The organism is Collinsella sp. CLA-ER-H6, from assembly GCF_040092305.1.
In the GTDB taxonomy this organism is placed as follows: Bacteria; Actinomycetota; Coriobacteriia; order Coriobacteriales; family Coriobacteriaceae; genus Collinsella.
Genome location: NZ_JBBNLS010000022.1, coordinates 13,249 through 39,067, shown reverse-complemented (window position 1 = coordinate 39,067; position 25,819 = coordinate 13,249). Strand labels below are relative to the sequence as shown.

Sequence of the window (25,819 nt, the reverse complement as noted above, 5' to 3'; positions counted from 1 at the left end):
GCGGCCAGAGCATGGGGGGCACGCCCGGTCCCGTTCCGAACCCGGAAGCTAAGCCCCATCGCGCCGAGAGTACTGCGGGGTCAGCCCGTGGGAGGCCAGGGCGCCGCTGACCGGTGGACGGCACCGAACCGTACGCTTGAACTGAGAAGGGGGAGGCCTCGCGGCCTCCCCCTTTTTTGCGTTTACGGGCTTTTGTCTCACATAGTAGCTGTGTTTTATAACCCTCGTTTGTTGCATCTTCTGTGAACGGGCTACAATAACTTTGTCTGTGCGATATGGAGGTGAACATGGCTGAAGCTGGTATCGGCGTTGATATCGTCGAGATTTCCCGCATGAAATCAATTCTTGATAAGACGCCGTCGTTTGCTCGGCGTGTGTTTACCGAAGAAGAGCGTGCGTATTGCGATGCATCATCGCGCCCCGCCGCTCACTATGCGAGCCGCTTTGCATCGCGCGAGGCGGTGCTTAAAGCTCTCGGCACAGGTTTTAGTCAAGGCGTGGGTCGCAAGGATGTTTCGGTAACGCGTGATAAACTCGGCAAACCGAAGGCACTGCTTTCGGGCCGTGCACTCGAGATCGCTCAAGAGCTGGGTGTTGTTGAGGTTGCTCTTTCCATTACGCTTACAGGAGATTTAGCCGTTGCGAATGCTATCGCGATTACCGAAGATGCTCGGCCTAAGCCAAAAGATGAAAAGGTGAGCACCAAGAAACGCGTTGCGCAGACATTTAAAGAGGCTCGCTCTGTTTTAGATGAGCTCGAGCAGCTGCAGAATTCAGCATTGACGGAGCACCTGGGCGATGCTTCGCAAGATACGCTAGGAGCATAGATGAAACCGGTTTTGAGTACCGAAGAAGTCGTTCGTCTCGAGGATATCATCGAACGCGAAGGGACTTCGAAGGCCGAGCTTATGGAGCTAGCGGGTGAGTTTGCCGCCAACGAGGTCTTGAAGCTCAATCCCGATCGGGTTCTCGTTCTGGTCGGTTTTGGTAATAATGGCGGCGACGGTTGGGTTGCCGCCGATATTCTGAGCCATAAGGGTGTGGACGTCGATATCGTTTCTCCGGTTGAGCCGGATGAGATTCCTGCTGCTCTGGCACGTCATGTTGCTCGTCGTACTGCCGGCCGCGATGTGCACGTTTGCGTCGGCCCCTCGCGCGACGAACTCGAGGTTTTGATCGATAAGGCCGATGTTGTTGTCGATGCCATTTTTGGTACCGGTTTCCATGGGAATCTGCGTGCGCCGTTCTCCATCTGGATTCCTACGGTCAATGAATGCGCCGATTGTGTCGTAAGCATTGATGTCCCCTCGGGCCTGAATGCCGAGACGGGCGTTGTTGATGACGACTGCATTCGTGCCGAGCATACGGTGACGATGATTGCGCCCAAGATTGGTCTGTATAGCGCTGATGGCCCTGAGTATGCTGGCGATTTGATCTGTGGCAATCTTTACGACCGTCTTGACGAGGTCATCGATGATGTCGACCACGCCGCCGAGATTGTCGAGCCCGGTGACTTAGTTGATTACTTTGCTCCACTTCCTACGAATATCGATAAGTATTCCCGTGGCTCTGTGCTTATTGTCGCCGGATCTGCGCAATATCCTGGTGCTGCCATTATGGCGGCCAAGTCTGCAGCTCGCGCGGGTGCTGGTTACGTGGCAGTCGCGGCTCCTGACGCCTGCGCTAATCTTATTCGCATGGCACTTCCTTCGATTCCCGTCTTTGCTATTCCGTCTGATTCCCGCGGCTCCTTTGGCGCCGCTGCGCGCATGACGGTGTGCGAGATTGCAAAGAAGTACAGCTGCGTACTGTGCGGTCCCGGTATGACGACGTCTGCCGGCGCTATGCAGGTGGTTTCGGGCTTGCTCGAGCTTGATGTACCGCTTATTTTGGATGCCGATGCACTCAACTGCCTTGCTAAGATTGCCATTGACGGTATTGATAGTAACCCCGAGATGTATCGTCGCGAGCAGCCGTTGGTTATGACGCCGCACTATCGTGAGCTTTCGCGTCTGGTTGCCGGTGACGAGGTGAACGACCTTGGTACCGCGATTGCAGCCGCGCAGAAGGTTGTCTGGGCTGCAGGCTCCGACAATCTGGTGGTCATTGCCAAGGGGCCGACGACGGCTATCTGTGGCGTTGAGCGCGTTCTGTTGCCGCTCTCGGGTCCGGCTTCTCTGGCAACTGCCGGTTCGGGTGATGTTCTCGCGGGTATTTTGGCCGGCACGCTTGCCACCATGCGCGACGAGATGGATCGTTGGGAGTTGCTGTATTCGTACGCCGTCGCACTTCACAGCTACGCCGGTTTTGCCGCGGCGACGGAGTATGGTGAGAAGAGCGTTATCGCGACCGATCTTATCGACCTGATCGGTCCTGCCATGGAGCTGGCGGCAAAGGATGCGCTCGAAGATCTGGGAATCATGGGCGAAGGGTCGGATGACTAATCATGAATAAAGCCGATTTAACGCGCTGGTCCTGGGTCGAGATCGACCGCGGGGCGCTCCGTCGCAACACGAGGGCCTATAAGAACTTGTTGAATCCACGTCAGCGCCTGTGCTGCGTGGTCAAGGCCGATGCTTATGGTCATGGAGCTGTTGAGTGCGCCAAGATCATGTATTCGGCCGGTGCCGACATGTTTGCCGTGGCGACGGTTAACGAGGGCGTTGAGCTCCGACAGGGCGGGATTACGAAACCCATCCTCATCCTAAGCGAGCCGCCTATCGAGGCCATTCCGACGTTGCTCGAGTTTGATATCATGCCCTCGGTCTATACGTCTGACTTTGCTCTTGCGTATGGCGAATGTGCCGTCGCGGCGGGCAAAGTGGGCAAGTATCATCTCGCCATCGAGACGGGCATGAATCGTATCGGCGTTCACTACACGCAGGTGCTCGACTTTGTCCGCGGTATAAATTTCCATCGCGGTATTCAGTGCGACGGCGTATTTACGCACTTCGCCACGGCCGATGAACCTTCGGGCTGGGACTACAAGCTGCAGTGTCAGCGCTTTACCGAGGCTGTTCAGGCCATTAAGGATGCGGGTTTTGAGTGCGGTATCGTGCACTGCGCCAACACGCCGTCCTCGATGCTCGACCCCTCGATGCATTTTGATATGATCCGCGCCGGCGTTGGCTTGTATGGCATGCAGCCGTGCGAGTTGAGCGGCCGCGTGATGCAGCTTGATCCCGTTATGAGCGTCCATGCGCGCGTGACGCGCGTGGCACATCCTGCGATGGGTGAGGGCGTGGGCTACGGTTTTACCTACCGCGTACCGCGTACGCGCGTTCAGATCTGCACGCTGCCGATCGGTTATGCCGACGGCCTATCGCGTACACTTTCCAATCGTATGGATGTGCTGTATCGCGGCGAGCGCGTGCATCAGGTTGGCAATATCTGCATGGATCAGTTTATGGTCGCCATTCAGTCCAACCCGGCACACGAGATTCCCGAGGCCGAATATGGTGACGAGATGATTATTGTCGGCCGCGATGGCGATGCCGAGATCACTATGGACGAGATGGCCCGACTGCGCGGCACGATTAACTACGAGGTCGCCTGCGGCTTTGGCATGCGCCTCGACAAGGTCTACGTGTAGGAGCCGCTATGGGCGTCATGCACATCCCCGGCCATACCCATCAGGCACCACGTGAGGTCGCACTCGAGGAAATCGAGGCCGTTCTGGGCGATTGTCACCTCTGCCAGCTCTACCAGTCGCGTCACAACATCGTGTTTGGCGTGGGAAACCCCCGCGCTCGCGTGATGTTTATCGGTGAGGCGCCGGGCCGCAATGAGGATTTGCAGGGCGAGCCCTTTGTGGGGGCGGCAGGCGAGGACCTCAACGGCATTTTGTCGCTGGCGGGGCTCAAACGCGAAGACGTCTACATTGCCAACGTGCTTAAGTGCCGCCCGCCGGGAAACCGCAATCCGCGTCCCGAGGAAGTGCTGGCTTGCTCGCCGTTTTTGCGTGAGCAGATTCGTAGCATCTGGCCCGATATCATCGTGACGCTCGGCAACCCCGCGACGCACTTTGTGCTTAAGACCGAGATTGGCATTACTAAGCTGCGTGGCAGGTTCCACCAGATGGGGCATTTTGTAGTAATGCCCACGTTCCATCCGGCAGCAGCGCTACGCAATCCGGCGTGGCAGGAACTGCTGGAGGAAGACTTTAAGATGCTGGGCGACTATCTGGAGCGACATCCCGCACCAGAGGACGCCTCGGAATAATAAGGAGCATATATGTCCCTGGAGCGCCTGGGGGTAGGTACTTACAAAACGACTTGCGCTGCCGATACGGAGTACTTTGGCGAGCTAATTGCACCGTGCCTTGAGGACGGCGATGTGCTCATCCTGACCGGTGGCCTGGGGGTGGGCAAAACTCACTTTACCAAGGGCGTCTCGCGCGGGCTGGGCGATGGGCATATGGTTACGAGCCCTACGTTTGCGCTCATGGCCGTTCACGATCAAGGCCGTATTCCGCTGTTTCACTTTGATCTATACCGCCTGGAGCATGCCTACGAGCTCGAGGATACGGGCATTTTCGATGTGCTGGGCTATGAGGGTGCTTGCCTGCTGGAATGGGGCGAACAATTCCAAGACGAGCTGACGGATGAGTATCTTTCGGTGACGCTCAAGCGTGATGAGGGCGACAGCGATGTGCGAACGATAACGCTCGAGGCGCACGGTGACCGCGCAATGGAGCTTTCCCATTTGATTGATAAGGCTGTACAAGATGAGCTTGCATAACGACAACGCGCTGGTGGTGGCGCTCGATACTTCGACCGACATGCTTGCCTGCGCGGCAAGCTGGATTGATGGGCAGACGGGCGAGACGAAGCTCGTGAGTGGCGACCACATGTGTCGCCGTCACGCCAACGTTGAGCTCGTGAATACCGTTGATGGCGTGCTGGCTCAAGCCGGTCTGGATCGCAGCGATGTTGGTTACTACGTGGTCGGCCGCGGCCCGGGGTCGTTTACGGGTGTGCGCATCGGCATCTCCACTGCCAAGGGCCTCGCGCGCGGTGCCAATGTTCCGCTGCTGGGCGTGTCGACGCTCGACGCTTGCGCTTGGACGGCGTGGAAGGCTGGCGTGCGCGGCAAGCTTGGTATCTTGGCCGATGCTATGCGCGGTGAGGTATATCCGGCGCTGTATATGCTGGTCGATGAGGGTCCCGAGCGTCAATTTGAGCGCGAACACGTGGTCAAGGCCGCCGTGGCGCTCGATGAGTGGCGACAAGCAGCGGACTGGGACCAGGTTCAGCTGACCGGTGACGGTCTCGTGCGCTATGGCAAGCTGCTGGGTGAGGACGAGACCGCCCGCTGCGTGGAGCGCGACCTGTGGTGGCCTTCGGGCGAGGGCTTGCTGCTCGCGCACGCTGCGGGTGACGGCGATCCGGCTCGCGTCCTGCCGATTTACACGCGCCTTTCTGATGCCGAGGAAAACGAGCGCAAACGTCTTGGTCTTGCCGAGAGTGCGCAGAGCGAAATTACGGGCGTTGCCGATGAGCTCGCCGGTCGTCATCTGCAGTTCCGTCCCATGGGCGCGGCGGATGCCGAGGGCGCGAGCGCGCTAGAGGCTGCCTGCTTTGAAGGTGCCGGACACAAGGCGTGGACGCCGGGCATGTTCCTGTCCGAACTGGGCGAGGACGTCGCTGCGCCGCGTAGTTGGTGGGTGGCACACGACGACGGCAAGCTGCTGGGCCTTGCCGGCGGTATGGTCGTGGACGGTGATGTGCAGATTCTGGATGTCGCCGTCGACCCGGCACATCGCCGCGAGGGCATTGCCCGCAAGCTGCTGTCGCATGTGAGCTATGATGCCCAGATGCTCGGCTGCACCACGGCTTCGCTCGAGGTCGAGGACGGCAACGAGGGAGCGATCGCGCTTTATAACGCTCTGGGCTTTACCGAGGCTGGCCGTCGCCGCGGTTACTACGGTGTTGGCAAAGATGCCATCGTCATGACGGCGCCGCTGCCCTTGGTGCTCCCGGTCGACAACGCTTCGCCCGAGCCGACGGCGGCTGAGCAGCGTGTATGGCCGCTGCCTGCGCCCGAGCGAACCGTTGAGGAGCGCGCTGAAATTGAGCGCCGTCGCCTAGTGCTCGCTATCGAGAGTTCCTGCGACGAGACGGCCGTGGCGATTATCGATGCGGATGGCAATATGCTGGCCAACCAGGTGTCGACACAGATTGATTTTCACGCCCGCTTTGGCGGCGTGGTGCCCGAGATCGCCTCGCGCAAGCACGTTGAGGTGATTGTGAGTGTCGTAGATGCGGCGCTCGAGGATGCCGCGGCATCGCTTGGCCTTGAGGGTGGGGCGATTGCGCCAAGTGAGCTTGCCGCCGTGGGCGTGACGCAAGGTCCGGGCCTGGTGGGTGCCCTGGTGGTGGGTGTCGCCTTTGCCAAAGGCTTTGCCTACGCTGCCGGTAAGCCGCTCGTATGCGTCAACCATCTGGAGGGGCACCTGTTTGCCAACTTGCTGGCGCAGCCCGACCTCAAGCCGCCGTTCATCTTCACGCTTGTCTCGGGCGGGCACACCATGCTCGTGCACGTGAAGGCATGGGGCGACTACGAGGTGCTTGGTGAGACACTCGACGATGCTGTGGGCGAGGCCTTCGACAAGGTAGCCAAGGCGTTGGGTCTGGGCTATCCCGGTGGCCCCATCATCTCCAAGCTGGCCGAGACAGGCAACCCCAAGGCGATCGATTTTCCCCGCGCGCTTAACAGCAGGGGAGACTATCGTTTCTCGCTTTCGGGCCTCAAGACGGCGGTGACGCTCTACATCGAGCAAGAGACCAAAGCCGGGCGCACGATTCACCTGCCCGATCTGGCGGCTTCGTTTGAGGCGGCTGTCTTTGACGTGCAGTACAAGAAGGCCAAAAACGCATTGCACGCTACCGGATGTAAGGAATACTGCATCGGCGGCGGCGTCTCGGCCAACCCGCATCTGCGCGAGATGATGATCAAGAAGCTTGGACGTCAGGGGATTCGCGTAACGGTGCCGCCCTTGTCTGCCTGTACCGATAACGCAGCCATGATCGCGGAGGTCGCTCGCCGTAAATTCGACCGAGGTGAAATCTCGCCGTTCGACGTCGACGCCGATCCAAACATGACGCTGTAGCTGGTACGGCGCGGTCCCCGGACGGAGGGGCCGGATATAAGGTTTCCTGCTCTACAGTCCTGCGCAAGACGAAGGCCACATTAAGTGGCCTTCTTTGCGTGCGGAACTCGCGATAAACCTTATATCCGGCCCCTCCGTCCGGGGACCTTTCTGTGTCGATATAGCTTCTGAGCTGGTTTGGCGTCGACAACGTCCAGCAAAGTTAACAAGCCAGTGTCGAATTTCCGGCGTTCTTTAGCTGAAAGAAAAAAGTTGGTGTGCGGAGCTTTGCTCCGCATTTGGGATGGGAGCCCCTGAGAGCCGCGGGAGCCGGGCGGCGCATATGAACTTTATCGCGAGTTCCGCACGCAAAGGAAGCACTTAATGTGCTTTCCGTCTTGCGCAGGACTGTAGAGCAGGAAAGTTCATATGCGCCGCCCGGCTCCCGCGGCCCTCAGGGGCATCTCTCATGCAAAAACTTTTGTCGGGTAAAGTCCGAGTTCAGTGGCGTTTTATACCGAGAAATCCAAAAAAGTTGAAAATTCATTACAAATTTGCGTTGACTTTAGGTAACTAAAGTTTCATACTCCTTTTCAACCACTGGGGGATGTGAACACGCACGGATCGTTCGCATCATGATTGAAGAGGATTTCTTAGACATGTTCACGCATCAGCTAAACATTATCAGCGTAGTAATTATCTGATGCGGGTTAGCACATACAGCTAGCCCGTACGATAACGGGCGGCTGATGAAGATGAGGGCCGTCGAGCGCAACCGACGGCCCTCATTTTTTATGTCTAGGAAGTTCTTTTTAGAGGAGGAAATGTAATGAACGGAGTTTTGCTCATGGTTGTGGCCGCGGCGGTGCTCGCCTGCGGCTATCTGGGCTATGGTCGCTGGCTGGCCAACAAGTGGGGCGTTGACAAGGATGCCCTCACGCCGGCCAAGCGCATGAAGGACGGCAACAGCTTCTCGCCCGTCTCCGCCTTCACCGCGTTCTCGCACCAGTTCAGCTCGATCTGCGGTGCTGGCCCCGTCACGGGTACGATCGTCGCCATGGCCTTTGGCTGGCTGCCCGTCGTGCTCTGGGTCCTCGTCGGCGGCATCTTCTTTGGTGCCGTCCACGACTTTGGTGCCCTGTACGCTTCGATGAAGAACAACGGCAAGTCGCTCGCTCAGCTCATCGAGAAGTACATCGGCAAGACCGGCCGTCGCCTGTTCCTGCTGTTCTGCTGGCTGTTCTGCATCATCGTCATCGCCGCTTTCACCGACATGGTCTGCAAGACGTTCATGTTCACCCCGGCCGTTGACGCTTCTGGTGCTGCTACCGGTGCCATCGACTTCACCAAGTCCTATGCCGCCGGCTGCGCTGGTACCATCTCCATCCTGTTCACCTTCGTCGCTATCGCCTTTGGTTGGGCCCAGAAGAAGTTCAACCTCACCGGCGCTGCCGAGTTCGTCACCGGCGTGGTCCTCATGGTTCTCATGTTCGCCGTCGGTATGCAGTTCCCGGTCTACCTGGATAAGTTCCAGTGGTTCGCCGTCGTCATGGTCTACTTGGTCTTCGCTGGCGCCATGCCCATCCAGATGCTCAAGACTCCGCGCGATTACCTCACTTCCATCATGATGATCGTCATGATCGTCTGCGCTGTCCTCGGCATCGTCGTCCTGGGCGTCAACGGTCAGGCCACTATCACCGCTCCGGTCTTTACCGGCTTCTCCACTGCCTCCGGCATGATGTTCCCGGTCCTGTTCGTCTCCGTCGCATGCGGTGCTCTCTCCGGTTTCCACAGCCTCGTTTCTTCCGGCACCTCTTCCAAGCAGGTCGAGAAGGAGCAGGACGCCGTCAAGGTCGGCTACGGCGCCATGATCGTCGAGTCCTTCGTCGGCATCCTTGCCATCATCGTCGCCGGCATCATGTTCTCCGACATGAACGCCGCCGGTACCGGCGTCCTCAACGCCGGTGTCGCTTCCACCCCGTTCCAGATCTTCGCCGCTGGCATCTCCCGCGGTATGCAGGCCTTCGGTGTTGACGGCACGCTCGCTACAGTCTTTATGACCATGAACGTTTCCGCTCTGGCTCTGACCTCGCTCGACGCCGTCGCCCGCATCGCCCGCACCTCGTTCTCCGAGTTCTTTGCCCAGACCAACGACGCCCTGGCCATCGAGTCCAAGGCCGGCTACATGAAGGTCCTCGGCAACCCCTGGTTCGCCACGGTCGTTACCCTGCTTCCCGGTCTCGCCCTCGCTTTTGGTGGCTATGCCAACATCTGGCCGCTCTTTGGTGCTTCCAACCAGCTGCTCGGCGGCATGACCATGATCACCCTCGCCGTGTTCTGCAAGTGCACCGGCCGCAAGGGCTGGATGCTCTACGTGCCCGTCGCCTTCCTGCTCTGCTGCACCTTCACCTCGCTGGTCCAGAGCGCCATGGGCTGCATGACCGCCGTCCAGGCCTACGGTTTCTTCGGTACCATCCCGGCTACTGCCACCACGGCCGCCGTCTCCGTCGCCGCCACCAAGGGCCTGCAGCTCGTCTTCGCCGTCCTGCTGATGGTCCTGGGTCTCATCGTCGCCGTCAACTGCCTCAAGGAGTTCTTCGGCAAGGAGGCTGGCTCCATGCCCGACGAGGAGCCCGAGTGGTCCGAGATGGGCAAGGCCGAGTATGGCCGCGCTGCTGCTGCCGAGGCTCCCACCGACGCCGAGGCTGCCAAGGCCTAGTCAGCTTGATGGGCTAGCCGTTCCATCCATATGACTCGGAAAGACCGGGTCCGCAACGACGCGGACTCGGTCTTTTTTCATGCAAAAGCGGGCGACGCTCGAGTGTGCTCGAGTGTTCTCGCAGATGTTTTGCGTGGATAAGGGCGCGCGTTGTACCATATGAACGTATATGTGTGCATATGAAAGGGGCCCCGTGGCCAAGACGGTATATTCCGATAACCAAAATAATGTCGATGCCCTGGCTGAGCGTCTGAGCAGCCAGACATCGCTTTCTGCTGAGCGTGCCAAGCTGGTTGCCTACGACCTGCTTTGCCGCAAGGCGCTCAAGATCAAGTCGAGCGCGCTGGCGCAGATTTTCCGCTCCGTCGATAAGGAATGTGACACCAAGGCGATGCGCGATGAGCTTATCGCGGCAAATATCGTGACCAAGATCGAGGGTAGCGGCATTAACGGGCGCCCGGCGTTCTATACCATCAATGCCGAGATCCGCGATGCCCAGGAGCAGCCTGCCGAGTCCGTCGAAGATTTTGTCGTCGAGGATTCCGCTGACGTGCCTGCTGTGGAAGAAGCTGCTCCGCGTGAGCATGTCGATACCGATGAGTTGCTCGATGAGAACGTCGTGCGTGCCTTTACGGCCAAGGCAGGACGCGGCGGTTTTGGTGGGGGTGGCAAGCGCGATGCGCAGCGCCGCGCCCAGCAGGAGCGCTTCCGTCGCGCCGTTGCTCAAAAGGGTGAGACGGATGCTGAGGCTGTTGAGACCGAGGTTGCTGCCGAGTCGCAGAAGCCCGCGAGGGGGCAAAAGCCCGTGGAGGCCCAAGAGCCCAAGCGCCGTCGCGGTGCTCACTTTAAGGCTGCAGCGCAGGATGCCGCGCGTGAGGTTGAAGAGTCTTCTGAGGTTGCAGACGATGTTGAGGAGTCTGCCAAGAAGGCTCCGGGTTCGTGTCGTCCCGGCCGCGGTTTTGCGGGACGTGCGTATCCCGTAAAGCGTCAGGAGAAGGGCGAGTCGGTTTCGACCACCCAGGACGAGAAGGCCGTTGAGCCGGTGGCTCGCGAGCAAAAGCCTGTTGAGCCGCAGCTTGAGGTTGATGCCGAGGCCAAGGGCCAGCAGCCTACTGATGAGCAGACGGAGCAGGGCGCGTCGAGCAAGCCTCGCCGCCGTCGCCATCGTGGGGGCCGCAGTTTCCATGCCGAGACTGCAACCGAGAAGACCACGCCGCAGAACGAGGATGCGAAGGCCGAGGTTTCTTCGGGGCAGCCTAAGCGCCAGCCGGCGAAGGAGAGCAAGTTCGATCGTCCGCAGAAGCAGGCGTCTATGCCGAAGCACGAGCGTAATTCCCAGGGCGATTCTAAGCGCAAGTCTCAGAAGAAGCCGGAGTCTGCCGCAGCAGATACTGCTGCCCAGCAGCCCAAGTCGTCCGTCCACGGCGAGGTCTCGGCGTTTGCCCTTGCCCGCGTTTTAGGCAGGCAGCTGCTCAAGGTTGTCCCTACGCCTACGGCGCTCTCTATGATCAAGGAGCAGCAGACACAGATCGTAAAGGTCGAGGGCAAGGACGGCAAAAAGGCTCCGCAGCGCACTCAGCACAACGAGATGTCCAACCGCAAGATTGCCGAGGAAATCGCAATCATCAAGGCTTGGATCGAGCAGAACCGAGGTGCCGATACGCCGGTTGCCTCGCGCCGCCAGCGTGCCTACCAGATCTTTAACGACGAGAAGGCTTTTGACGGCAAGCACGGTGAGCGCCTGATCAGGCGTATGACCGAAAAGGGCATTAGCATGCAGGCGATCAAGGTCGCCCCCAATCGCCCCGTGCACTTTACGGGCTTCTTTACCCTGGGCGCCGACAGGCCGTTCATTATGGTCGAGAACCTGGACACCTACGACGAGATCGTCAAGCTGCTGCGTGGCCGCAAGCACGCCAAGCTCTTTGGCATCAAGGTGGGCGGCGTGATTTTTGGCGGCGGATGCAAGGCGAGCGTCTCGCATGCCCTGGACGATTATCTGGCCGAGATTGGCTATCGCTTTAACTACGTCTACTACGTGGGCGATATCGATCGCGAGGGCGCGCGCATCGTCGAGCAGACTCGCAATGCCAATGTGGTTGAGATTCGCCTGCATGCCGGCATGTATCGCACTATGCTCGCCGAGCATAAGCGTCGCGTGAAGGCCGGCGGCGAGTGCGAGCCCGCGGCTGCCAACCAGGGTGTGCCGCAGAACCTGGCAGCGACGATCAAGGATCTGCCCATGGTTACGCGCGTGCAGTTCCGCAACGTGCTGCGCGAGGGCGGGCGCATTCCGCAGGAGATTCTGATGACCGCCGACTATCGGGATGGCGACTCGGGAAGCTTCGACCGCATGCTGAACAATTAGCTCCGCCGTTCTACCGAACGGCGGTCTTCTTGACGCTGCGAGGGGCCCTGGCACGGCAATCTGACGTTCAACTTCGGCGGCGCGACCAGAAGGTCAGCGCCGCCTTGTTTCACGTCACCTTGCCATACCAGGGCCCCTCTCGCTGTCACGTCCAAAACATCGAGGTTAAGTGGCCTCCTGTTCGTGCGGAACTCGCGATAAACCTAAGCCGGTGTCCCCGCTCTCCCGGGGCCTGTGGTTACCTGGTTGTTGCATGCGGCTCGCTTTTCGGAACTGGGCTGATATTTTCTTGGTGTTAGGCGCTCTTGGTCCTAATGGGCTTGGGGCGCCTTCGCGTTTCCTCAGCTCTGCACCCTTGCGGGTTCGAATTCCTCCGCTTGCCCACAAGAAAGCGCCCTGGGCCGTTATGGGCTTAGGGCGCTCAGTTTTAATGGCTGGGACGGAGGGATTCGAACCCCCAACAGCCGGCACCAAAAACCGGAGTTCTACCGTTGAACTACGTCCCAATGTGTGGTGTTGCCCAAAAGCAACTCGTCTAGTTTACCTAATCTGCGAGGGCATCGCAAACGCCGTCGAGTAGGCGTACGGCGAGCGTCTGCGCGTCGCTGGCCGTGAAGGTGCCGTTGTAGCGCGTCATGCCCGTGAGCTCAATGCGAATGCGAGCCGGCTTCTGCTGCGCGGCGACATTGGCGGTGCGGATGCGCTGGGCCAGGTTGTGGCACTCGGCGAGGGCAATCGTGGCGCGTGGCGCGGCGTCGGCGGGCAGCTCGTCGCTTGCGATCTCGAGCACCAGGTCAACGTCGGTTGGGACCTCGGAGTCGCAGAGCATCATGCCGCTGTTGTCGGTCGTTGCCGTGGCGATGTTCCACATGCGCGAAGCAACGCTGCGTGCGATGGGGTCCTCACCGATAACGGCGATCTGGAAGCGCTCGAGCACGTTGGCGGCGCGAGCAAAACCGATGCGGGACTCGGCTTCGGTGACCGAGGGCTTGCCCTCCCACACATGATGCAGGCGGTTGATGTAGGCGTAGGTGTCCTGGAAGGCCATGCCGTCGGCAAACAGGCCGACATTTTCCTGGAACTGCTGCAGGGCGGCCTCGGTATGCGGACCAAAGTAGCCGTCGTCTTCGCCACAGGCAAAGCCCAAAACGTTGAGAGCGCGCTGCAGGGCCTGCACATCGGCGCCATGGAAATTGGGCATGCGCAGATACAGGGTGCGGTCGCCCAGCTTATACGAGGCGTCGACCAGGGCGCTCCAACAGGGGATATCGACGGCATGACCGGCAGCAAGGCCACTGTCGAGCCTGAAGGTGCTGACGGCCTGCTCGGTGGTGGTGCCAAAGCGCTTGTCGGCGACCTCGTCGGCATCGATGGTGTAACCGAGCTGCAGAAGGCGGGACTGAACATCCTCGACGGCTGCTCCCTGCATGCCCGTGGTAATAGGTTCCATGAACGAACCCCTTTCGGCGTACGATTCGTACTATTTTGAGCGCGTGTCGGATAGACAACGCGAGACAATGCATAAACATGCACTCAACAGTGTAGCAACTTGTACCCAAACTCGCTGCCCACAGGTTTTATGACCCCCGCTAGTTAAGACGCTCCACAAAGAAATCTGCCATTGAGAGGAAGAGCTCGCGCGCATGCGGGTCGAGCTCGACGCCTTCGATAGCGGCCTTGGCCTTAGCGGTCAGGTCGAGCGCATAGGTGTGGGCGTAATCGATGGAGCCGGTCTCCTGGAAGATCTCCACGGCGCGTGCGAGCTGCGCAGGGTCCTCGGTGCCCGAGGAAAGGATTGCCTCGATCTCGTCGTGATAGCGCTCGTCTGACAGGGCATGCACGGCAACGAGGGTGCGCTTGCCCTCGGTGATATCGGTGCGGAAGTCCTTGTTGGCGGCCTCCTTGGTGCCGATCAAGTTGAGCAGGTCGTCTTGAATCTGGAAGGCAAGGCCCGTGTGCAGCCCAAAGGCGCGCAGTGCCTCAATCTGCTCTTCGCTGCCGCCGCCGATAATGGCTCCGGCGGCAAGCGGCGTCGCTCCGCTGTAGTACGCGGTTTTGTGCGTCGCCATGTCCAGATAATCGTCGACCGAAATGTCAAAGCGCCCGTCGCGGACCCAGCCCAGGTCGAGCGCCTGGCCCTCGATGGTACGGACGATCATTTCGGTAAGCTCGTGGAGCACGCGAAGCTTCACGTCTGCGTTGAGTGTGGGGTCGTCGAGAACCGTCTTGGTGACCATGGTGAGCGCCAGGTCACCGCAGTTGATGGCAAGACCGGTGCCCTCGGTAAGGTGCATGCAGGGCTTGCCGCGACGAATCTGCCCGTTGTCGGCGATGTCGTCGTGGATGAGTGCGCCCGACTGAAAGTGCTCGATGGCCGCCGCTGCGCTGCGGGCGCTCTCAAAGCTGCCGCCTACCGCAGTGGCGGCGAGCATGCAGATGAGCGGGCGGTGGCGCTTGCCAGCGTTGGCCGTAAAAGCCGAGAGCGGCGCGTACAGGTAGCGCTCGATATCGGCGGAAGTCGCCTGTCCGTCAAAGAACGTGGCCAGATAGTCGTTAATCTGGTCAAAGTGCTGGGCTAAAAAGCTGGTAAACGGACTGGACACGGGTTCTCGCATTCTTTGATAGGTTGCATCGTTGCATTATGCAGACAACATATTGCCACATTAGGGCGTCGAGCGCGGCGGTTGAAGACGATTGGTCCATGCGGCCGCAAGTGCGGTAGGGGCTTGGCTAGATAAGCCCAAAGTGTTCGAGCGCGGTGACGACGCCGTCGTGGTCGATGCTGTCGGTGACATAGTCGGCCTTTTCCTTGAGGAAGTCCGGTGCGTTGCCCATGGCGATGCCAACGTCGACGGCGTTCATCAGCGAGACGTCATTGCTGGCGTCGCCGATGCCGTATACGGTTCCGTGGTGGGGATCGAGGGCGTCGAGTACGGACTGGATACCCTCGCGCTTGGTGCATTCGCGAGGCGAAATCTCGGTCACTTCGAGCTCGAGCTCGTTAAAGCAGAGCAGCGGCTCAAACGCTTGATCCTGAGCGATGCGGTTGGCAAGCGACGTGGACATTAAGATCTTGTAGGCGCTGTAATGTTGCAGCTGCGTAATTGCATCGCCCACGGTGCGGGCGTATCCCGGGGCGTCGGGCGCATCGGCACTCATGCGAACGACGCCATTGAGTCCCTCAAAACGAATCACTTCGTCCGATTGCTCAAGAATGGGAGCAAGGCGCTGCAGCATGCCGGGCGTCATCGCCAAATCGCGAATCACGTGTCCCTCAAGTTCGACATAGCCACCCGCGAGGCAGACGATGCCGGTCCAGGGCAGCTCGAGCAGCTTTGGATGGATGCAGCTCAGCGTGCGCCCTGTGCAGATAAACGCCATATTGCCCTTGGCGACAAAATCACGGATGGCTTGCGAGACCGCTTCATTGGGATAGGGGGAGAGGTCTCGCTCGCTCTCGGGAAGCTCTTGTGCCACTCGAGGGTCTTGCCAGGCGAGTGTTCCGTCGATATCGAAGAAGCAGATATCGCCGCGCTTATGGGCTGCGCTGGCGGCAGGGGAGGCCGAGGTGGTGGGCACAAATCCCGGCTCGAGGCCCATGATCTGGTCAAAATGCTCTTTAACGCGGGGAACGGAGATGCCAATAATCACCTGGGCGGTCTTGCCCGTAATGATGAGGCCCTTGGCGCCCGCCGCGACGAAGGCTGCGTTGTCTGCGACAACGGAAGGTTCTGCGACCTCAACGCGCAGACGCGTGGCGCAATTGGTCGCTCCTACAATATTGCTAACGCCACCCAAGAGCGCAACGACTTGCTCAGCAAGCAGATGATCTTGGGATGATTGGTTGTCGGTGCCGTTTTGGGCCGCGCCTTCTTTGGCAGAGCTTTTTCCCGTCAGACGTGCGAGCGCCGCATCGCTGGCGATATGATCCTCGCGGCCTGGGGTTTTTAGGTCGAAAGCCAGAATGAGGCCCCGGAAGACCAGAAAAAAGACAGCGCTAAACATCAGACCGATACCGAGCGCCAAAAGGTAGGAGCCGGCATGCATTCGCATGAGTGGGATGAAGTTGAAGGCCGTCATTTCCATGAGACCGCCCGAGAAGATGCCGACGATGCCAAAGAAGTTCATGGTCATGGCAAGGCAGGAGGATAGGACGGCGTAGAGCAAAAAGAGTCCGGGATAGGTGAACATAAAGAGAAACTCGAGCGGCTCGGTGACGCCGCAGACCACCGAGGCGACGATGGCGGGCAAAAGGATGACCTTAAGGCCGGCGCGGCGTTCGGGTTTGGCGGTGAAATAGAATGCTGCCGCGATGGCGGGAAGGCCAAAGAGCTTGCCCCAGCCGGTGGCGGTAAAACCTGCCCAGGGCGCAAGTTCATTTAAAGGGCGCGTGCTATGGGAGAGAATGGGGAGCAGGTTGGTCCACGTGGCGTAAATACCGTCGTGAATGACCAGATTGTCGTAATAGATGGGCATATAGAGCAGATGGTGCAGCCCCATGGGCTCGAGCGCTCGCTCCAAAAACACAAAGATGCCCACGCCGAAGGGGCCGACGCCCGCAAGTGCGTGGCGCAGCGTTTCGGTCACAGCGTATGCGAAGGGCACGATGGCGGCCGAGATGGCGGCAAGGGCAAACACGGCAAAAAAGCTGATGAGGTAGACCAGCGAGGAACCCGAGAAGGTGCCGAGCCAATCGGGAACCTTGGCATCGTAGAAGTGGTCATGGATGGCGACGACGGTTGCCGACACCGCCAGCGGGCCGATAATGCCGGTGTCGAGCGTCTTGATGCCGTCGATGACGGTGATACCGCTGGCGGGGGTCAAAGATGATGGGTACTTAAGCCCAAGGTTGTCGCCGCTCAGCTTAATGATCTCGCTCAAAAAGAAGCAATAGGCAAAATAGGCCACGAGTGCCTCGAGGCAGCAGCGCGCCGGTTGCTTTTGGGCAAGACCGATAGGCAGCGCTACGGCAAAAAGGAGCGGGAGACGTTTAAAGACCGTCCACGAGCCGCGCTGGATGATGGTCCAGAAAACGTACCAAGGGGTTCCGTATACGGCGAGGTCACCGACGATGTCTACGGTCGTGGCGAGGGCGGAGATGCCGACCATGAGGCCTGATATAGAAAACAGCATGGCGGGCGCGAACATGGCTCCGCCAAAACGTTGGATTTTCTGCAGCATAATATGCCTTCCGGATGCAACATGCTGTGCGAGCAAGAACGTTTAAACAATGAACTCATTGTAGAGGACTGGCTGCTTGCCGCATTGACGGTTTTGATTCGGTCCGATTTGGGTTTCGGGGGAACCGTCGACGGTAAATAATCCGTGCTTTACCGATAATCGGTTTAAACAACTTTAAGAAATGCTATCGTGCCTAGCCATACATATTCATTAGAGGTGAAATCATGCCAAAAGCGATTTACGAAGGAATCTACCGCGAGATCCGTTCGCGCATCATCAACGGGACCTATGCGTTTCAGGAGATGCTGCCAACCGAAGCCGAGCTGACCGCGGAGTTTGGCTGCACGCGCAATACCGTTCGACGCGCCTTGAGCATGCTGGCCGACCAGATGTTTGTGCAGCCTATACACGGTAAGGGCGTGCGCGTTATTTGGCTTAAGGGCGAAACCGACATGCTGGGCGCACTCGAAGAGGTTGAGTCGTTTGGCGAGTTCGCAAAACGCAACAATGCCGTCGCATCGACCGAGGTCAAGTCTTTTGAACATTTGATTTGCACTGAGCAACTCTCTCGTCGCCTGGGCTTTAAGGCGGGCGAGGAGCTGATTCGCGTAGTGCGTGTCCGAAGCCTCAACGGCAGCGCGCGCCAAGTGGACCATGGCTACTTTTTGGCGTCGATCGCCAAGGGCCTGACCCCCGAGATCGCGGCGGATTCTATCTACGGCTATCTGGAGCACAAGCGCGGCGTCAAAGTGATGGCGAGCCGTCGTACGGTGAGTGTCGAGCTCGCCAACGATGAGGACTGCAGCTATCTGGACCTTGGCAAGTACAACTGCGTCGCCGTCATGGAGAGCCAGTCGTACACCTCGGACGGCATCTTGTTCGAGGTCACGCATGCCCGCACACACCCCGAGATCTTCCATTACCGCGTCAATTCCAAGCGATAGCCGGCTAGCTCGCAGCCTGACGAGACTCATGCCCTCAAAGCGAAAACGCCCGGTCAAACCGACGATGCATCGGCTTGATCGGGCGTTTTCTCTGCATTAGATAACAAATAATTGTTTATACAAAACTTGTCAAGTATCAAGTTGAAATTACCGTTCACCGAAGTTTTTCTACCGCTCTAGTAATACTTGTTCAAACAACTAGCCAAATAGCGTATTGTACAAATCAGCAAAAGGGGCAAAGTCCCCGAGCCAATCTCCGAAGGCGGCGGCAAAGGGTGCCGCCACGGTGTGAAAGGGTGGATTGTAATGAAGAACGAAATGAGCAGAAGGCAGTTCCTGGGCTTTGCTGGTTCCGCGGCTGCGGTTCTTGGTCTGGGTCTCGTGGGCTGCGGTGGTTCTGCCGGCTCCGGCTCCTCTGCTTCTGGTGACGCTGCCGAGGTCTACTTCCTCCAGTTCAAGCCCGAGGTCGACAAGGAGTGGAAGGAGATCGCCAAGGCGTACAAGAAGGAGAAGGGCGTCGAGGTCAAGATCGTGACCGCCGCCTCCAACACCTACGAGGAGAAGCTCAAGTCCGAGATGTCCAAGAGCTCCGCTCCGACGCTGTTCCAGGTCAACGGCCCCACCGGCCTTAAGAACTGGAAGGACTACTGCGCCGATCTTTCCGACACCAAGCTCCGCGGCGAGCTCATCGACGACTCCCTGGCGCTGCAGTCCGACGGCAAGGATCTGGGTATCGACTGGGTTCAGGAGAGCTACGGCATCATCTACAACAAGGAGCTCCTCGAGAAGGCCGGCTACAAGGCCGAGGACATCAACTCCTTCGACAAGCTGAAGGCTTGCGCCGATGACATCCAGGCCCGCAAGGACGAGCTCGGCGTTGACGGTGCCTTCACTTCCGCCGGTATGGATGACTCCTCCAGCTGGCGCTACACCACGCACCTCGCCAACCTCCCGCTCTACTACGAGTTCGAGAAGGAGCACAATCAGGAGGACGACGAGATCAAGGGCGAGTATCTCGACAACTTTAAGCAGATCTTCGACCTGTATATCACCGACTCCACCTGCGATCCTTCGCAGCTCGCCTCCAAGACCGGTGACGACGCCACCAACGAGTTCGCAACCGGCAAGGCCGTCTTCTACCAGAACGGCTCTTGGGCCTACGCCGACCTCACCAAGGCCGGTATGACCGACGACCAGCTCGGCATGCTGCCGATCTACATCGGCGTCGACGGCGAGGAGAACCAGGGCCTGTGCTCCGGCGGCGAGAACTACTGGTGCGTCAGCTCCCAGGCTTCCGAGGATGCCCAGAAGGCCACCGAGGACTTCATGTATTGGTGCGTCACTTCTGACACCGCCACCAGCATCATCGCTGACAAGATGGGTCTGACCGCCCCGTTCAAGAGCGCTAAGGAGACCACCAACGTCTTCTCGCAGCAGGCCGTTGCTATGGCCAAGGACGGCAAGAAGACCGTCGCTTGGGACTTCGTTTACATCCCCTCCGAGGAGTGGAAGAAGAACCTCAAGCAGGCTCTCATCGCTTATGCTGCCGACAACACCAAGTGGGACGGCGTCAAGAACGCCTTCGTCGATGGCTGGAAGACCGAGAAGGCTGCTTCCGAGTAAGCAGTTGCTGCCCAAGCTATCTGATTAGCGACAGGGGGCGGGCAGACGTAGGTTTGCCCGCCCCCTGCATATTGAAAGGACCCTTCTATGGGCAAAGCACTCAAGCGCTGGTGGCCGCTCTTTATGCTGCCCACGTGCCTGGCGTTTATGATCGGGTTCGTGATTCCCTTTATCCAGGGTTTCTATCTCTCGTTCTGCCAGTTTATTACCATCAATAACGCGCACTTTGTCGGTATCGAGAACTACGTGCGCGCACTGTCCGATCCGCAGTTCTCCACGTCGTTCTTCTTTACCGTGGCGTTTGCCTTCCTGTCGACGGTGCTCATCAACGTGATCGCGCTGGCCATTGCGCAGGCGCTCACTCGCAAGGCGCTCAAGGGCACCAACATCTTCCGTACGATTTTCTTTATGCCTAACCTGATTGGCGGCATTGTACTGGGTTACATTTGGCAGATTCTGATCAACTGCCTGCTCTCCAACGTGGGTGCCCAGCTTATCGCCCTCAACTCCGCCGCTGGCTTCTGGGGCCTTATCATCCTGACCCTGTGGCAACAGGTCGGCTACATGATGATCATCTACATCGCCGGTCTGCAGTCCATTCCGTCTGACTACATCGAGGCCGCCAAGGTCGATGGCGCTACGGCATGGCAGACGTTTTGGAAGGTTAAGATCCCCAACCTGATGCCGACCATCACCATCTGCCTGTTCCTGTCCATCACCAACGGCTTTAAGCTGTTCGACCAGAACCTCGCCCTTACCGGTGGCGCCCCGGCGCACTCCACCGAGATGCTCGCCCTGAACATCTACAACACGTTCTATTCGCGTGCTGGCATCGCATGGCAGGGCATCGGTCAGGCCAAGGCAGTTATCTTCTGCATCCTGGTTGTCGCTATTTCTATGATCCAGCTTAAGGCCACGAGGTCCAAGGAGGTGCAGCAGTAATGAAACGCGATAAGGCTATCAACCGCGCGCTCTCGATCTTCTTTACGATCCTGTCGCTCGCATGGATCTACCCCGTGTTCATGATTGCGCTCAATTCCTTTAAGAAAGCGACCGCAATCAGCACCACCACGGCGTTCGATCTGCTCACGCCCGAGACGTTCAACGGCCTCGCAAACTACGTGCACGCTCTGAACGAGCAGGGCTTTGCCTCGGCGTTTATGTACTCGCTTATCATCACGGTCACGTCGGTCGTGCTGATTCTGGTGTGCTGCTCCATGTGCGCTTGGTACGTGGTGCGCGTCAACAGCAAGATCTCGAACTTCTTCTATTACCTGTTCGTCTTCTCGATGGTCGTACCGTTCCAGATGCTCATGTTCACGCTGTCCAACCTCGCGGACCGCATCGGCTTTAACACGCCGTTTAACATCTGCTTCATCTACCTTGGTTTTGGCGCGGGCCTCGCGGTCTTTATGTTCGCCGGCTTCGTCAAGAACATCCCGCTCGAGATTGAGGAAGCGGCCATGATCGACGGCTGCAACCCGGTCCAAGTGTTCTTTAAGATCGTCCTTCCCATTATGAAGCCCACCTATCTTTCGGTCGGCATCCTTGAGACCATGTGGGTCTGGAACGACTATCTGCTGCCCTACCTTACGCTCGACTCCACCAAGTACAAGACCATTCCTATCTTGATCCAGTACTTCCGTGGCGGCTATGGCCACGTCGAGCTCGGCCCCATGATGGCGTGCATCATGATGGTCGTCATCCCCATCGTCATCATGTACATCCTCTGCCAGAAGTACATCATCGACGGTGTGGTGGCAGGTGCCGTCAAGGGCTGATGCCGTAACTGTTTTGCAAGTTTTGGCGGCGCCTCTCAGCGCGGCGCCGCGTATCGAAAGGTAAAGACATGGCCGAGATCGTTCTCAAACATGTTCAGAAGGTGTATCCCAACAACGAGTCCAAAAAGAAGGGCTTCTTTGGCAAAAAGAAGAAGACCGAGGAGAAGAAGCACAACCTCAAGGTTACCGAGGACGGTGTGCTCGCTGTAGAGGACTTCAACCTCACCGTTCACGACCAGGAGTTCATCGTCCTCGTTGGCCCCTCTGGCTGCGGTAAGTCCACGACGATGCGCATGGTCGCTGGCCTGGAGGACATCACTTCGGGCGACGTGCTCATCGACGGCAAGCGCGTCAACGACGTGGCGCCCAAGGACCGCGATATCGCCATGGTGTTCCAGAGCTATGCTCTGTACCCCAATATGACGGTGTACGAGAACATGGCGTTTACGCTTGAGCTCAAGAAGGTCCCCAAGGACGAGATCGACCGCAAGGTTCGCTCCGCTGCCGAGATCCTGGGTATTACCGAGTACCTTGACCGTAAGCCCAAGGCGCTCTCCGGCGGCCAGCGTCAGCGTGTCGCCATCGGCCGCGCCATCGTGCGTGACCCCAAGGTCTTCCTGATGGACGAGCCCCTGTCCAACCTGGATGCCAAGCTGCGTAACCAGATGCGCGCCGAGCTCATTAAGCTGCGTCACGAGATCAAGGGCACCTTCATCTACGTTACCCACGACCAGACCGAGGCTATGACCCTCGGCGATCGCATCGTGGTCATGAAGGACGGCGTCGTCCAGCAGATCGCCACGCCGCAGGAGGTCTTCAACCATCCCGCGAACATCTTCGTCGCCGGCTTTATCGGCGTGCCGCAGATGAACTTCTTCGATGCCCAGCTGGTGCGCTCGGGCAACGGCTTTACGGTCAAGACCGAGGATATGAACGTGGCGCTCGCCCCCGAGACCTGCGCTCAGCTTGCTCTCAACTGGGACGGCGGCGACGTGAAGGAGATTACGGCCGGTGTGCGTCCCGAGCAGATCCTGCTTGCCGACAAGGGCGAGGAGGGTGCGCTCCAGGGCACCGTCGAGGTGACCGAGCTCATGGGCTCGACCGAGCATGTCCACGTGACTGCTCCCGACGGCCAGTTTGTCCTGATTATCCCCGTCGTCGACCTCGAGGCCAAGGGCGCGCTCAAGGCGGGCGACCCCATCTGGTTCAAGTTTGAGAAGAACGCGACCCACCTCTTCGATAAGGTCTCTGGCAAGAACCTTATCTAGGCCCGGTGCAACCAGGCCCTTCCTTTGGGCGACTGCGGTATTGCCATCCTTTTGCCGCGGTCACATATAAGGCTCCCCTCCCGTCCACTGGGCGAGAGGGGAGCCTTTCTTTGTGTTGGGACTGTCTGACCGGTCGTTTGTCTCGATCTGTAACGGATAGGGCCGATTTCGGACGTTAGATGTTACAGATCGAGACGGTTCCGCTGAGCTAACCATTTCATCTAAATCTGTAACACCAAAGGCGAATTTCACCTGCTAGATGTTACAGATTGAGATAAACCCAAGGGGAGGGGCCGGTATGTCTCAATCTGTAACGGCTGGGACCGTTTTGGTTGAGTAGTTGTTATGGATCGAGATTGTTTGGCCGAGTCGGATCACAGGGTAACGTGCGGGCACAAAAAACGGAGCCGCGTTGCCGTGGCTCCGTTTTCAAGAGGATGGGCGATGAAACCGAATTAGCTCAGGTGCCAGATCTCGTCGTTGTACTGGGAGATCGTACGGTCGGACGAGAAGGTGCCGGCGTTGGCGATATTGATGAGCGCCTTGCGCATCCAGGCGTCCTGGTCCTCGTAGTCGGCCAGCACGCGCTCCTTGGTCTGGATGTACTCCTCAATGTCGAGCAGGGCCATAAACCAGTCCTTGCCCTTAATGTCGTCGTGCAGGCGCTGCAGGCGCTCGGCGTTGCCGGTTGCCATAAAGGCCGGGTTGGTGATGAAGTCCACCAGCAGTTTAATGCCGGGCTTGCGGTAGAGCGCACCGGCGTTGTAGGTGCCGTCGGCGTAGAGCTGCTCGACCTGTTTGGACGAGGCACCAAAGGTATAGATGTTCTCGTCGCCCACGAGCTCGGCAATCTCCACGTTGGCACCGTCGAGCGTGCACAGGGTTAGGGCGCCGTTGAGCATGAACTTCATGTTGGAGGTGCCGCTCGCCTCCTTGGAGGCCAGGCTGATCTGCTCGGAGATGTCAGCGGCGGGGATCACGCGCTCGGCGGCGGTGACGTTGTAGTTCTCGATCATGACAACCTGCAGGTAGGGAGCCACGTCGGGGTCGTTTGCAATCCACTGCGACAGCGTCAGGATCAGATGGATGATGTCCTGCGCGATAGTGTAGGCAGGCGCCGCCTTGCCGCCAAAGATGATGGTGACAGGGTGCTTAGGCCTGTTGCCGTTCTTGATATCGAAGTACTTCCAGATGATGTAGAGCGCGAGCATCTGCTGGCGCTTGTACTCGTGGATGCGCTTGACCTGGACGTCGATGATGGCGTTGGAGGGAATGGTCACGCCCTGCTCGAGCGCCATGAACTGGCGCATGATGGCCTTGGCCTCGACCTTGGTGGCGGCCAGGCGCTCAAGAACGTCCTTGTCGTCGGCGAACTTGGCGAGTTTGCTCAGATCGCCGGTGCTGCGCCAGTCGGTGCCGATTACATCGTCGAGCAGGCTGGCGAGCGCGGGGTTGGCCCCATGGATCCAGCGGCGGAAGGTGATGCCGTTGGTCTTGTTGGAGAACTTCTCGGGATAGATCTCGTAGAACGGATGAAGCTCGGTGTCCTCCAGGATCTTGGTGTGGAGGGCGGCTACGCCGTTGATGGAGAAGCCAAAGTGGATGTCCATGTGGGCCATGTGGACGGTGTCGTGCTCGTCGATGATGGCGACGCGCGGGTCATCGTGCTCGGCTTTCGCGATCTCATCGAGCTTGACGATAATGTCGGCGATGGCAGGGGAGACCTTCTGCAGGCTGGCGAGCGGCCACTTCTCGAGCGCCTCGGCAAGGATCGTGTGGTTAGTGTAGGCGACCATGGAGCGTACGATGGTCACGGCCTCGTCAAACTCGATGCCATGCTCGGTGGTGAGCAAGCGAATGAGCTCGGGGATGACCATGGTGGGGTGCGTGTCGTTAATTTGGACCACGGCGTAGTCGGCCAGATCGTGCAGGTTGCTGCCGCGCTCGACGGCCTCGTCGATCAGGAGCTGGGCGGCGTTGCTCACCATGAAGTACTCCTGATAGATGCGAAGTAGGCGGCCCTGCTCGTCGGAATCGTCGGGGTAGAGGAACAAGGTGAGGTTCTTGGCGATCTCGGTCTTGTCGAAGTCGATGGAGCAGCCGGGGACCAGGCCGTCGTCGACGCTCGCCAGGTCGAACAGGCGCAGGCGGTTTTTGGTGGGCTGGTCGTAACCGGGCACATCGATGTTGACGAGCTTGGAGGTAACGGCAAAATCGCCGAACTCGACGGTGTAGGAGCGGTCGTCGTCGACTAGGATGTCCTGCTCACCGAGCCACTCGTCGGGGACGGCCTTCTGCTGGTTGTCGACAAAGCGCTGACGGAACAGACCGTAGTGATAGTTGAGGCCCACGCCATCGCCGGTCAAGCCCAGCGTGGCGATGGAATCCAGGAAGCACGCGGCCAGGCGGCCCAGGCCGCCGTTGCCGAGCGACGGCTCGACCTCGAATTCCTCGATCTTGTTGAGGTCGTGGCCTGCGGCGGTGAGCTGGTCCTTAACCTCGTCGTAGATGCCGAGGTCGATCATGTTGTTGATGAGCAGCTTGCCGATCAAAAATTCGGCGGAAATGTAATAGAGCTTTTTCTTGCCGTTGTTGAGCGGGCAGGTGGCGGAGCGCTCCTGCACGAGTTTGACCAGCAGCTTGTAAATGCGACGGTCGTCGAGCTGCTCGAGCGAGGTGCCAAAAGACTGCTCGGCGAGTTCCATGAGGTTAATTTGGGGCATGTTTCCTCCTGTAATGGGTTGATTACATGTCTGCAATTCATAAGAATCCCGCGCGAGGGGATTGGGGTGGCCTCGCGCGGGTAAGCAAGCGCGTCCGCACGGTGGGGAGGGGTCGGGCGCGG

At 59.0% G+C, this 25,819-nt stretch carries 17 protein-coding genes, 1 tRNA gene and 1 rRNA gene; 14 read left to right on the top strand and 5 right to left on the bottom strand.

What is annotated here, in order from left to right; genetic code table 11:
* From rrf to AAAX77_RS09110, 9 genes are all read left to right on the top strand, one after another.
* Nucleotides 1-112 (top strand): 5S ribosomal RNA (rrf, locus tag AAAX77_RS09150); the annotation flags it as partial.
* Between the two features lie 175 nt (nucleotides 113-287).
* The gene (gene acpS / locus AAAX77_RS09145) at nucleotides 288-827 is read left to right on the top strand and encodes a holo-ACP synthase (RefSeq protein WP_349105937.1); all 540 of its coding nucleotides are present in this window, start codon (nucleotides 288-290) and stop codon (nucleotides 825-827) included.
* On the top strand, nucleotides 828-2,444 hold the full coding sequence (locus tag AAAX77_RS09140) for an NAD(P)H-hydrate dehydratase (protein ID WP_349105936.1): 1,617 nt from the start codon (nucleotides 828-830) through the stop codon (nucleotides 2,442-2,444). It abuts the gene before it with no gap.
* 2 nt (nucleotides 2,445-2,446) lie between these two features.
* A complete protein-coding gene (gene alr, locus AAAX77_RS09135) occupies nucleotides 2,447-3,592 on the top strand; it encodes an alanine racemase (RefSeq protein WP_035137770.1) in 1,146 nt (381 codons plus the stop codon).
* 8 nt (nucleotides 3,593-3,600) lie between these two features.
* Complete coding sequence (locus AAAX77_RS09130; RefSeq protein ID WP_006235848.1) at nucleotides 3,601-4,221, top strand: uracil-DNA glycosylase; 621 nt, start codon at nucleotides 3,601-3,603, stop codon at nucleotides 4,219-4,221.
* A gap of 12 nt (nucleotides 4,222-4,233) precedes the next feature.
* Nucleotides 4,234-4,740: a tRNA (adenosine(37)-N6)-threonylcarbamoyltransferase complex ATPase subunit type 1 TsaE gene (tsaE, locus tag AAAX77_RS09125; RefSeq protein WP_006235849.1), complete on the top strand. Its 507-nt coding sequence runs from the start codon at nucleotides 4,234-4,236 to the stop codon at nucleotides 4,738-4,740.
* A complete protein-coding gene (gene tsaD / locus AAAX77_RS09120; protein WP_349105935.1) occupies nucleotides 4,727-7,111 on the top strand; it encodes a tRNA (adenosine(37)-N6)-threonylcarbamoyltransferase complex transferase subunit TsaD in 2,385 nt (794 codons plus the stop codon). Before tsaE ends, tsaD begins: the two co-directional genes overlap by 14 nt.
* A gap of 808 nt (nucleotides 7,112-7,919) precedes the next feature.
* The gene (locus tag AAAX77_RS09115; RefSeq protein WP_349105934.1) at nucleotides 7,920-9,809 is read left to right on the top strand and encodes a carbon starvation CstA family protein; all 1,890 of its coding nucleotides are present in this window, start codon (nucleotides 7,920-7,922) and stop codon (nucleotides 9,807-9,809) included.
* A gap of 193 nt (nucleotides 9,810-10,002) precedes the next feature.
* Complete coding sequence (locus AAAX77_RS09110; protein WP_349105933.1) at nucleotides 10,003-12,177, top strand: hypothetical protein; 2,175 nt, start codon at nucleotides 10,003-10,005, stop codon at nucleotides 12,175-12,177.
* Between the two features lie 431 nt (nucleotides 12,178-12,608).
* Here the strand turns inward: AAAX77_RS09110 and AAAX77_RS09105 are convergent.
* From AAAX77_RS09105 to AAAX77_RS09090, 4 genes are all read right to left on the bottom strand, one after another.
* Nucleotides 12,609-12,683, bottom strand: a tRNA-Gln gene (locus AAAX77_RS09105).
* Between the two features lie 38 nt (nucleotides 12,684-12,721).
* Complete coding sequence (locus AAAX77_RS09100) at nucleotides 12,722-13,627, bottom strand: peptidoglycan-binding protein (RefSeq protein WP_197032236.1); 906 nt, start codon at nucleotides 13,625-13,627, stop codon at nucleotides 12,722-12,724.
* Between the two features lie 139 nt (nucleotides 13,628-13,766).
* The gene (locus AAAX77_RS09095) at nucleotides 13,767-14,780 is read right to left on the bottom strand and encodes a polyprenyl synthetase family protein (protein ID WP_349105931.1); all 1,014 of its coding nucleotides are present in this window, start codon (nucleotides 14,778-14,780) and stop codon (nucleotides 13,767-13,769) included.
* Nucleotides 14,781-14,907: 127 nt separating this feature from the next.
* Nucleotides 14,908-17,358, bottom strand: coding sequence for a PTS transporter subunit EIIC (locus tag AAAX77_RS09090; RefSeq protein WP_349105930.1), 2,451 nt, complete (start codon nucleotides 17,356-17,358; stop codon nucleotides 14,908-14,910).
* Between the two features lie 224 nt (nucleotides 17,359-17,582).
* Between AAAX77_RS09090 and AAAX77_RS09085 the strand changes: the two genes are divergently transcribed.
* The 5 genes from AAAX77_RS09085 (at nucleotide 17,583) to ugpC (ending at nucleotide 22,974) form a co-directional block, all read left to right on the top strand.
* Nucleotides 17,583-18,302 carry a GntR family transcriptional regulator gene (locus AAAX77_RS09085; protein ID WP_349105928.1) on the top strand — a complete coding sequence of 240 codons (720 nt, stop codon included), beginning with the start codon at nucleotides 17,583-17,585 and terminating at the stop codon, nucleotides 18,300-18,302.
* 306 nt (nucleotides 18,303-18,608) lie between these two features.
* The gene (locus AAAX77_RS09080) at nucleotides 18,609-19,925 is read left to right on the top strand and encodes an ABC transporter substrate-binding protein (protein WP_055252173.1); all 1,317 of its coding nucleotides are present in this window, start codon (nucleotides 18,609-18,611) and stop codon (nucleotides 19,923-19,925) included.
* Between the two features lie 87 nt (nucleotides 19,926-20,012).
* A complete protein-coding gene (locus tag AAAX77_RS09075; protein ID WP_055252174.1) occupies nucleotides 20,013-20,867 on the top strand; it encodes a sugar ABC transporter permease in 855 nt (284 codons plus the stop codon).
* Nucleotides 20,867-21,706, top strand: coding sequence for a carbohydrate ABC transporter permease (locus tag AAAX77_RS09070; protein WP_349105927.1), 840 nt, complete (start codon nucleotides 20,867-20,869; stop codon nucleotides 21,704-21,706). Before AAAX77_RS09075 ends, AAAX77_RS09070 begins: the two co-directional genes overlap by 1 nt.
* Before the next feature lie 68 nt (nucleotides 21,707-21,774).
* The gene (ugpC, locus tag AAAX77_RS09065; RefSeq protein WP_117640835.1) at nucleotides 21,775-22,974 is read left to right on the top strand and encodes a sn-glycerol-3-phosphate ABC transporter ATP-binding protein UgpC; all 1,200 of its coding nucleotides are present in this window, start codon (nucleotides 21,775-21,777) and stop codon (nucleotides 22,972-22,974) included.
* A gap of 455 nt (nucleotides 22,975-23,429) precedes the next feature.
* Here ugpC and AAAX77_RS09060 read toward each other — a convergent pair whose 3' ends face one another.
* Nucleotides 23,430-25,697 carry a glycogen/starch/alpha-glucan phosphorylase gene (locus tag AAAX77_RS09060; RefSeq protein WP_349105925.1) on the bottom strand — a complete coding sequence of 756 codons (2,268 nt, stop codon included), beginning with the start codon at nucleotides 25,695-25,697 and terminating at the stop codon, nucleotides 23,430-23,432.
* Nucleotides 25,698-25,819 lie beyond the last annotated feature (122 nt).

What these genes read in the sequence shown, in the direction of transcription:
- acpS (WP_349105937.1), top strand. Translation starts at nt 288, where the DNA reads ATGGCTGAAGCTGGTATCGGCGTTGATATCGTCGAGATTTCCCGCATG.
- AAAX77_RS09140 (WP_349105936.1), top strand. Translation starts at nt 828, where the DNA reads ATGAAACCGGTTTTGAGTACCGAAGAAGTCGTTCGTCTCGAGGATATC.
- alr (WP_035137770.1), top strand. Translation starts at nt 2,447, where the DNA reads ATGAATAAAGCCGATTTAACGCGCTGGTCCTGGGTCGAGATCGACCGC.
- AAAX77_RS09130 (WP_006235848.1), top strand. Translation starts at nt 3,601, where the DNA reads ATGGGCGTCATGCACATCCCCGGCCATACCCATCAGGCACCACGTGAG.
- tsaE (WP_006235849.1), top strand. Translation starts at nt 4,234, where the DNA reads ATGTCCCTGGAGCGCCTGGGGGTAGGTACTTACAAAACGACTTGCGCT.
- tsaD (WP_349105935.1), top strand. Translation starts at nt 4,727, where the DNA reads ATGAGCTTGCATAACGACAACGCGCTGGTGGTGGCGCTCGATACTTCG.
- AAAX77_RS09115 (WP_349105934.1), top strand. Translation starts at nt 7,920, where the DNA reads ATGAACGGAGTTTTGCTCATGGTTGTGGCCGCGGCGGTGCTCGCCTGC.
- AAAX77_RS09100 (WP_197032236.1), bottom strand. Translation starts at nt 13,627, where the DNA reads ATGGAACCTATTACCACGGGCATGCAGGGAGCAGCCGTCGAGGATGTT.
- AAAX77_RS09090 (WP_349105930.1), bottom strand. Translation starts at nt 17,358, where the DNA reads ATGCTGCAGAAAATCCAACGTTTTGGCGGAGCCATGTTCGCGCCCGCC.
- AAAX77_RS09085 (WP_349105928.1), top strand. Translation starts at nt 17,583, where the DNA reads ATGCCAAAAGCGATTTACGAAGGAATCTACCGCGAGATCCGTTCGCGC.
- AAAX77_RS09080 (WP_055252173.1), top strand. Translation starts at nt 18,609, where the DNA reads ATGAAGAACGAAATGAGCAGAAGGCAGTTCCTGGGCTTTGCTGGTTCC.
- AAAX77_RS09075 (WP_055252174.1), top strand. Translation starts at nt 20,013, where the DNA reads ATGGGCAAAGCACTCAAGCGCTGGTGGCCGCTCTTTATGCTGCCCACG.
- AAAX77_RS09070 (WP_349105927.1), top strand. Translation starts at nt 20,867, where the DNA reads ATGAAACGCGATAAGGCTATCAACCGCGCGCTCTCGATCTTCTTTACG.
- ugpC (WP_117640835.1), top strand. Translation starts at nt 21,775, where the DNA reads ATGGCCGAGATCGTTCTCAAACATGTTCAGAAGGTGTATCCCAACAAC.
- AAAX77_RS09060 (WP_349105925.1), bottom strand. Translation starts at nt 25,697, where the DNA reads ATGCCCCAAATTAACCTCATGGAACTCGCCGAGCAGTCTTTTGGCACC.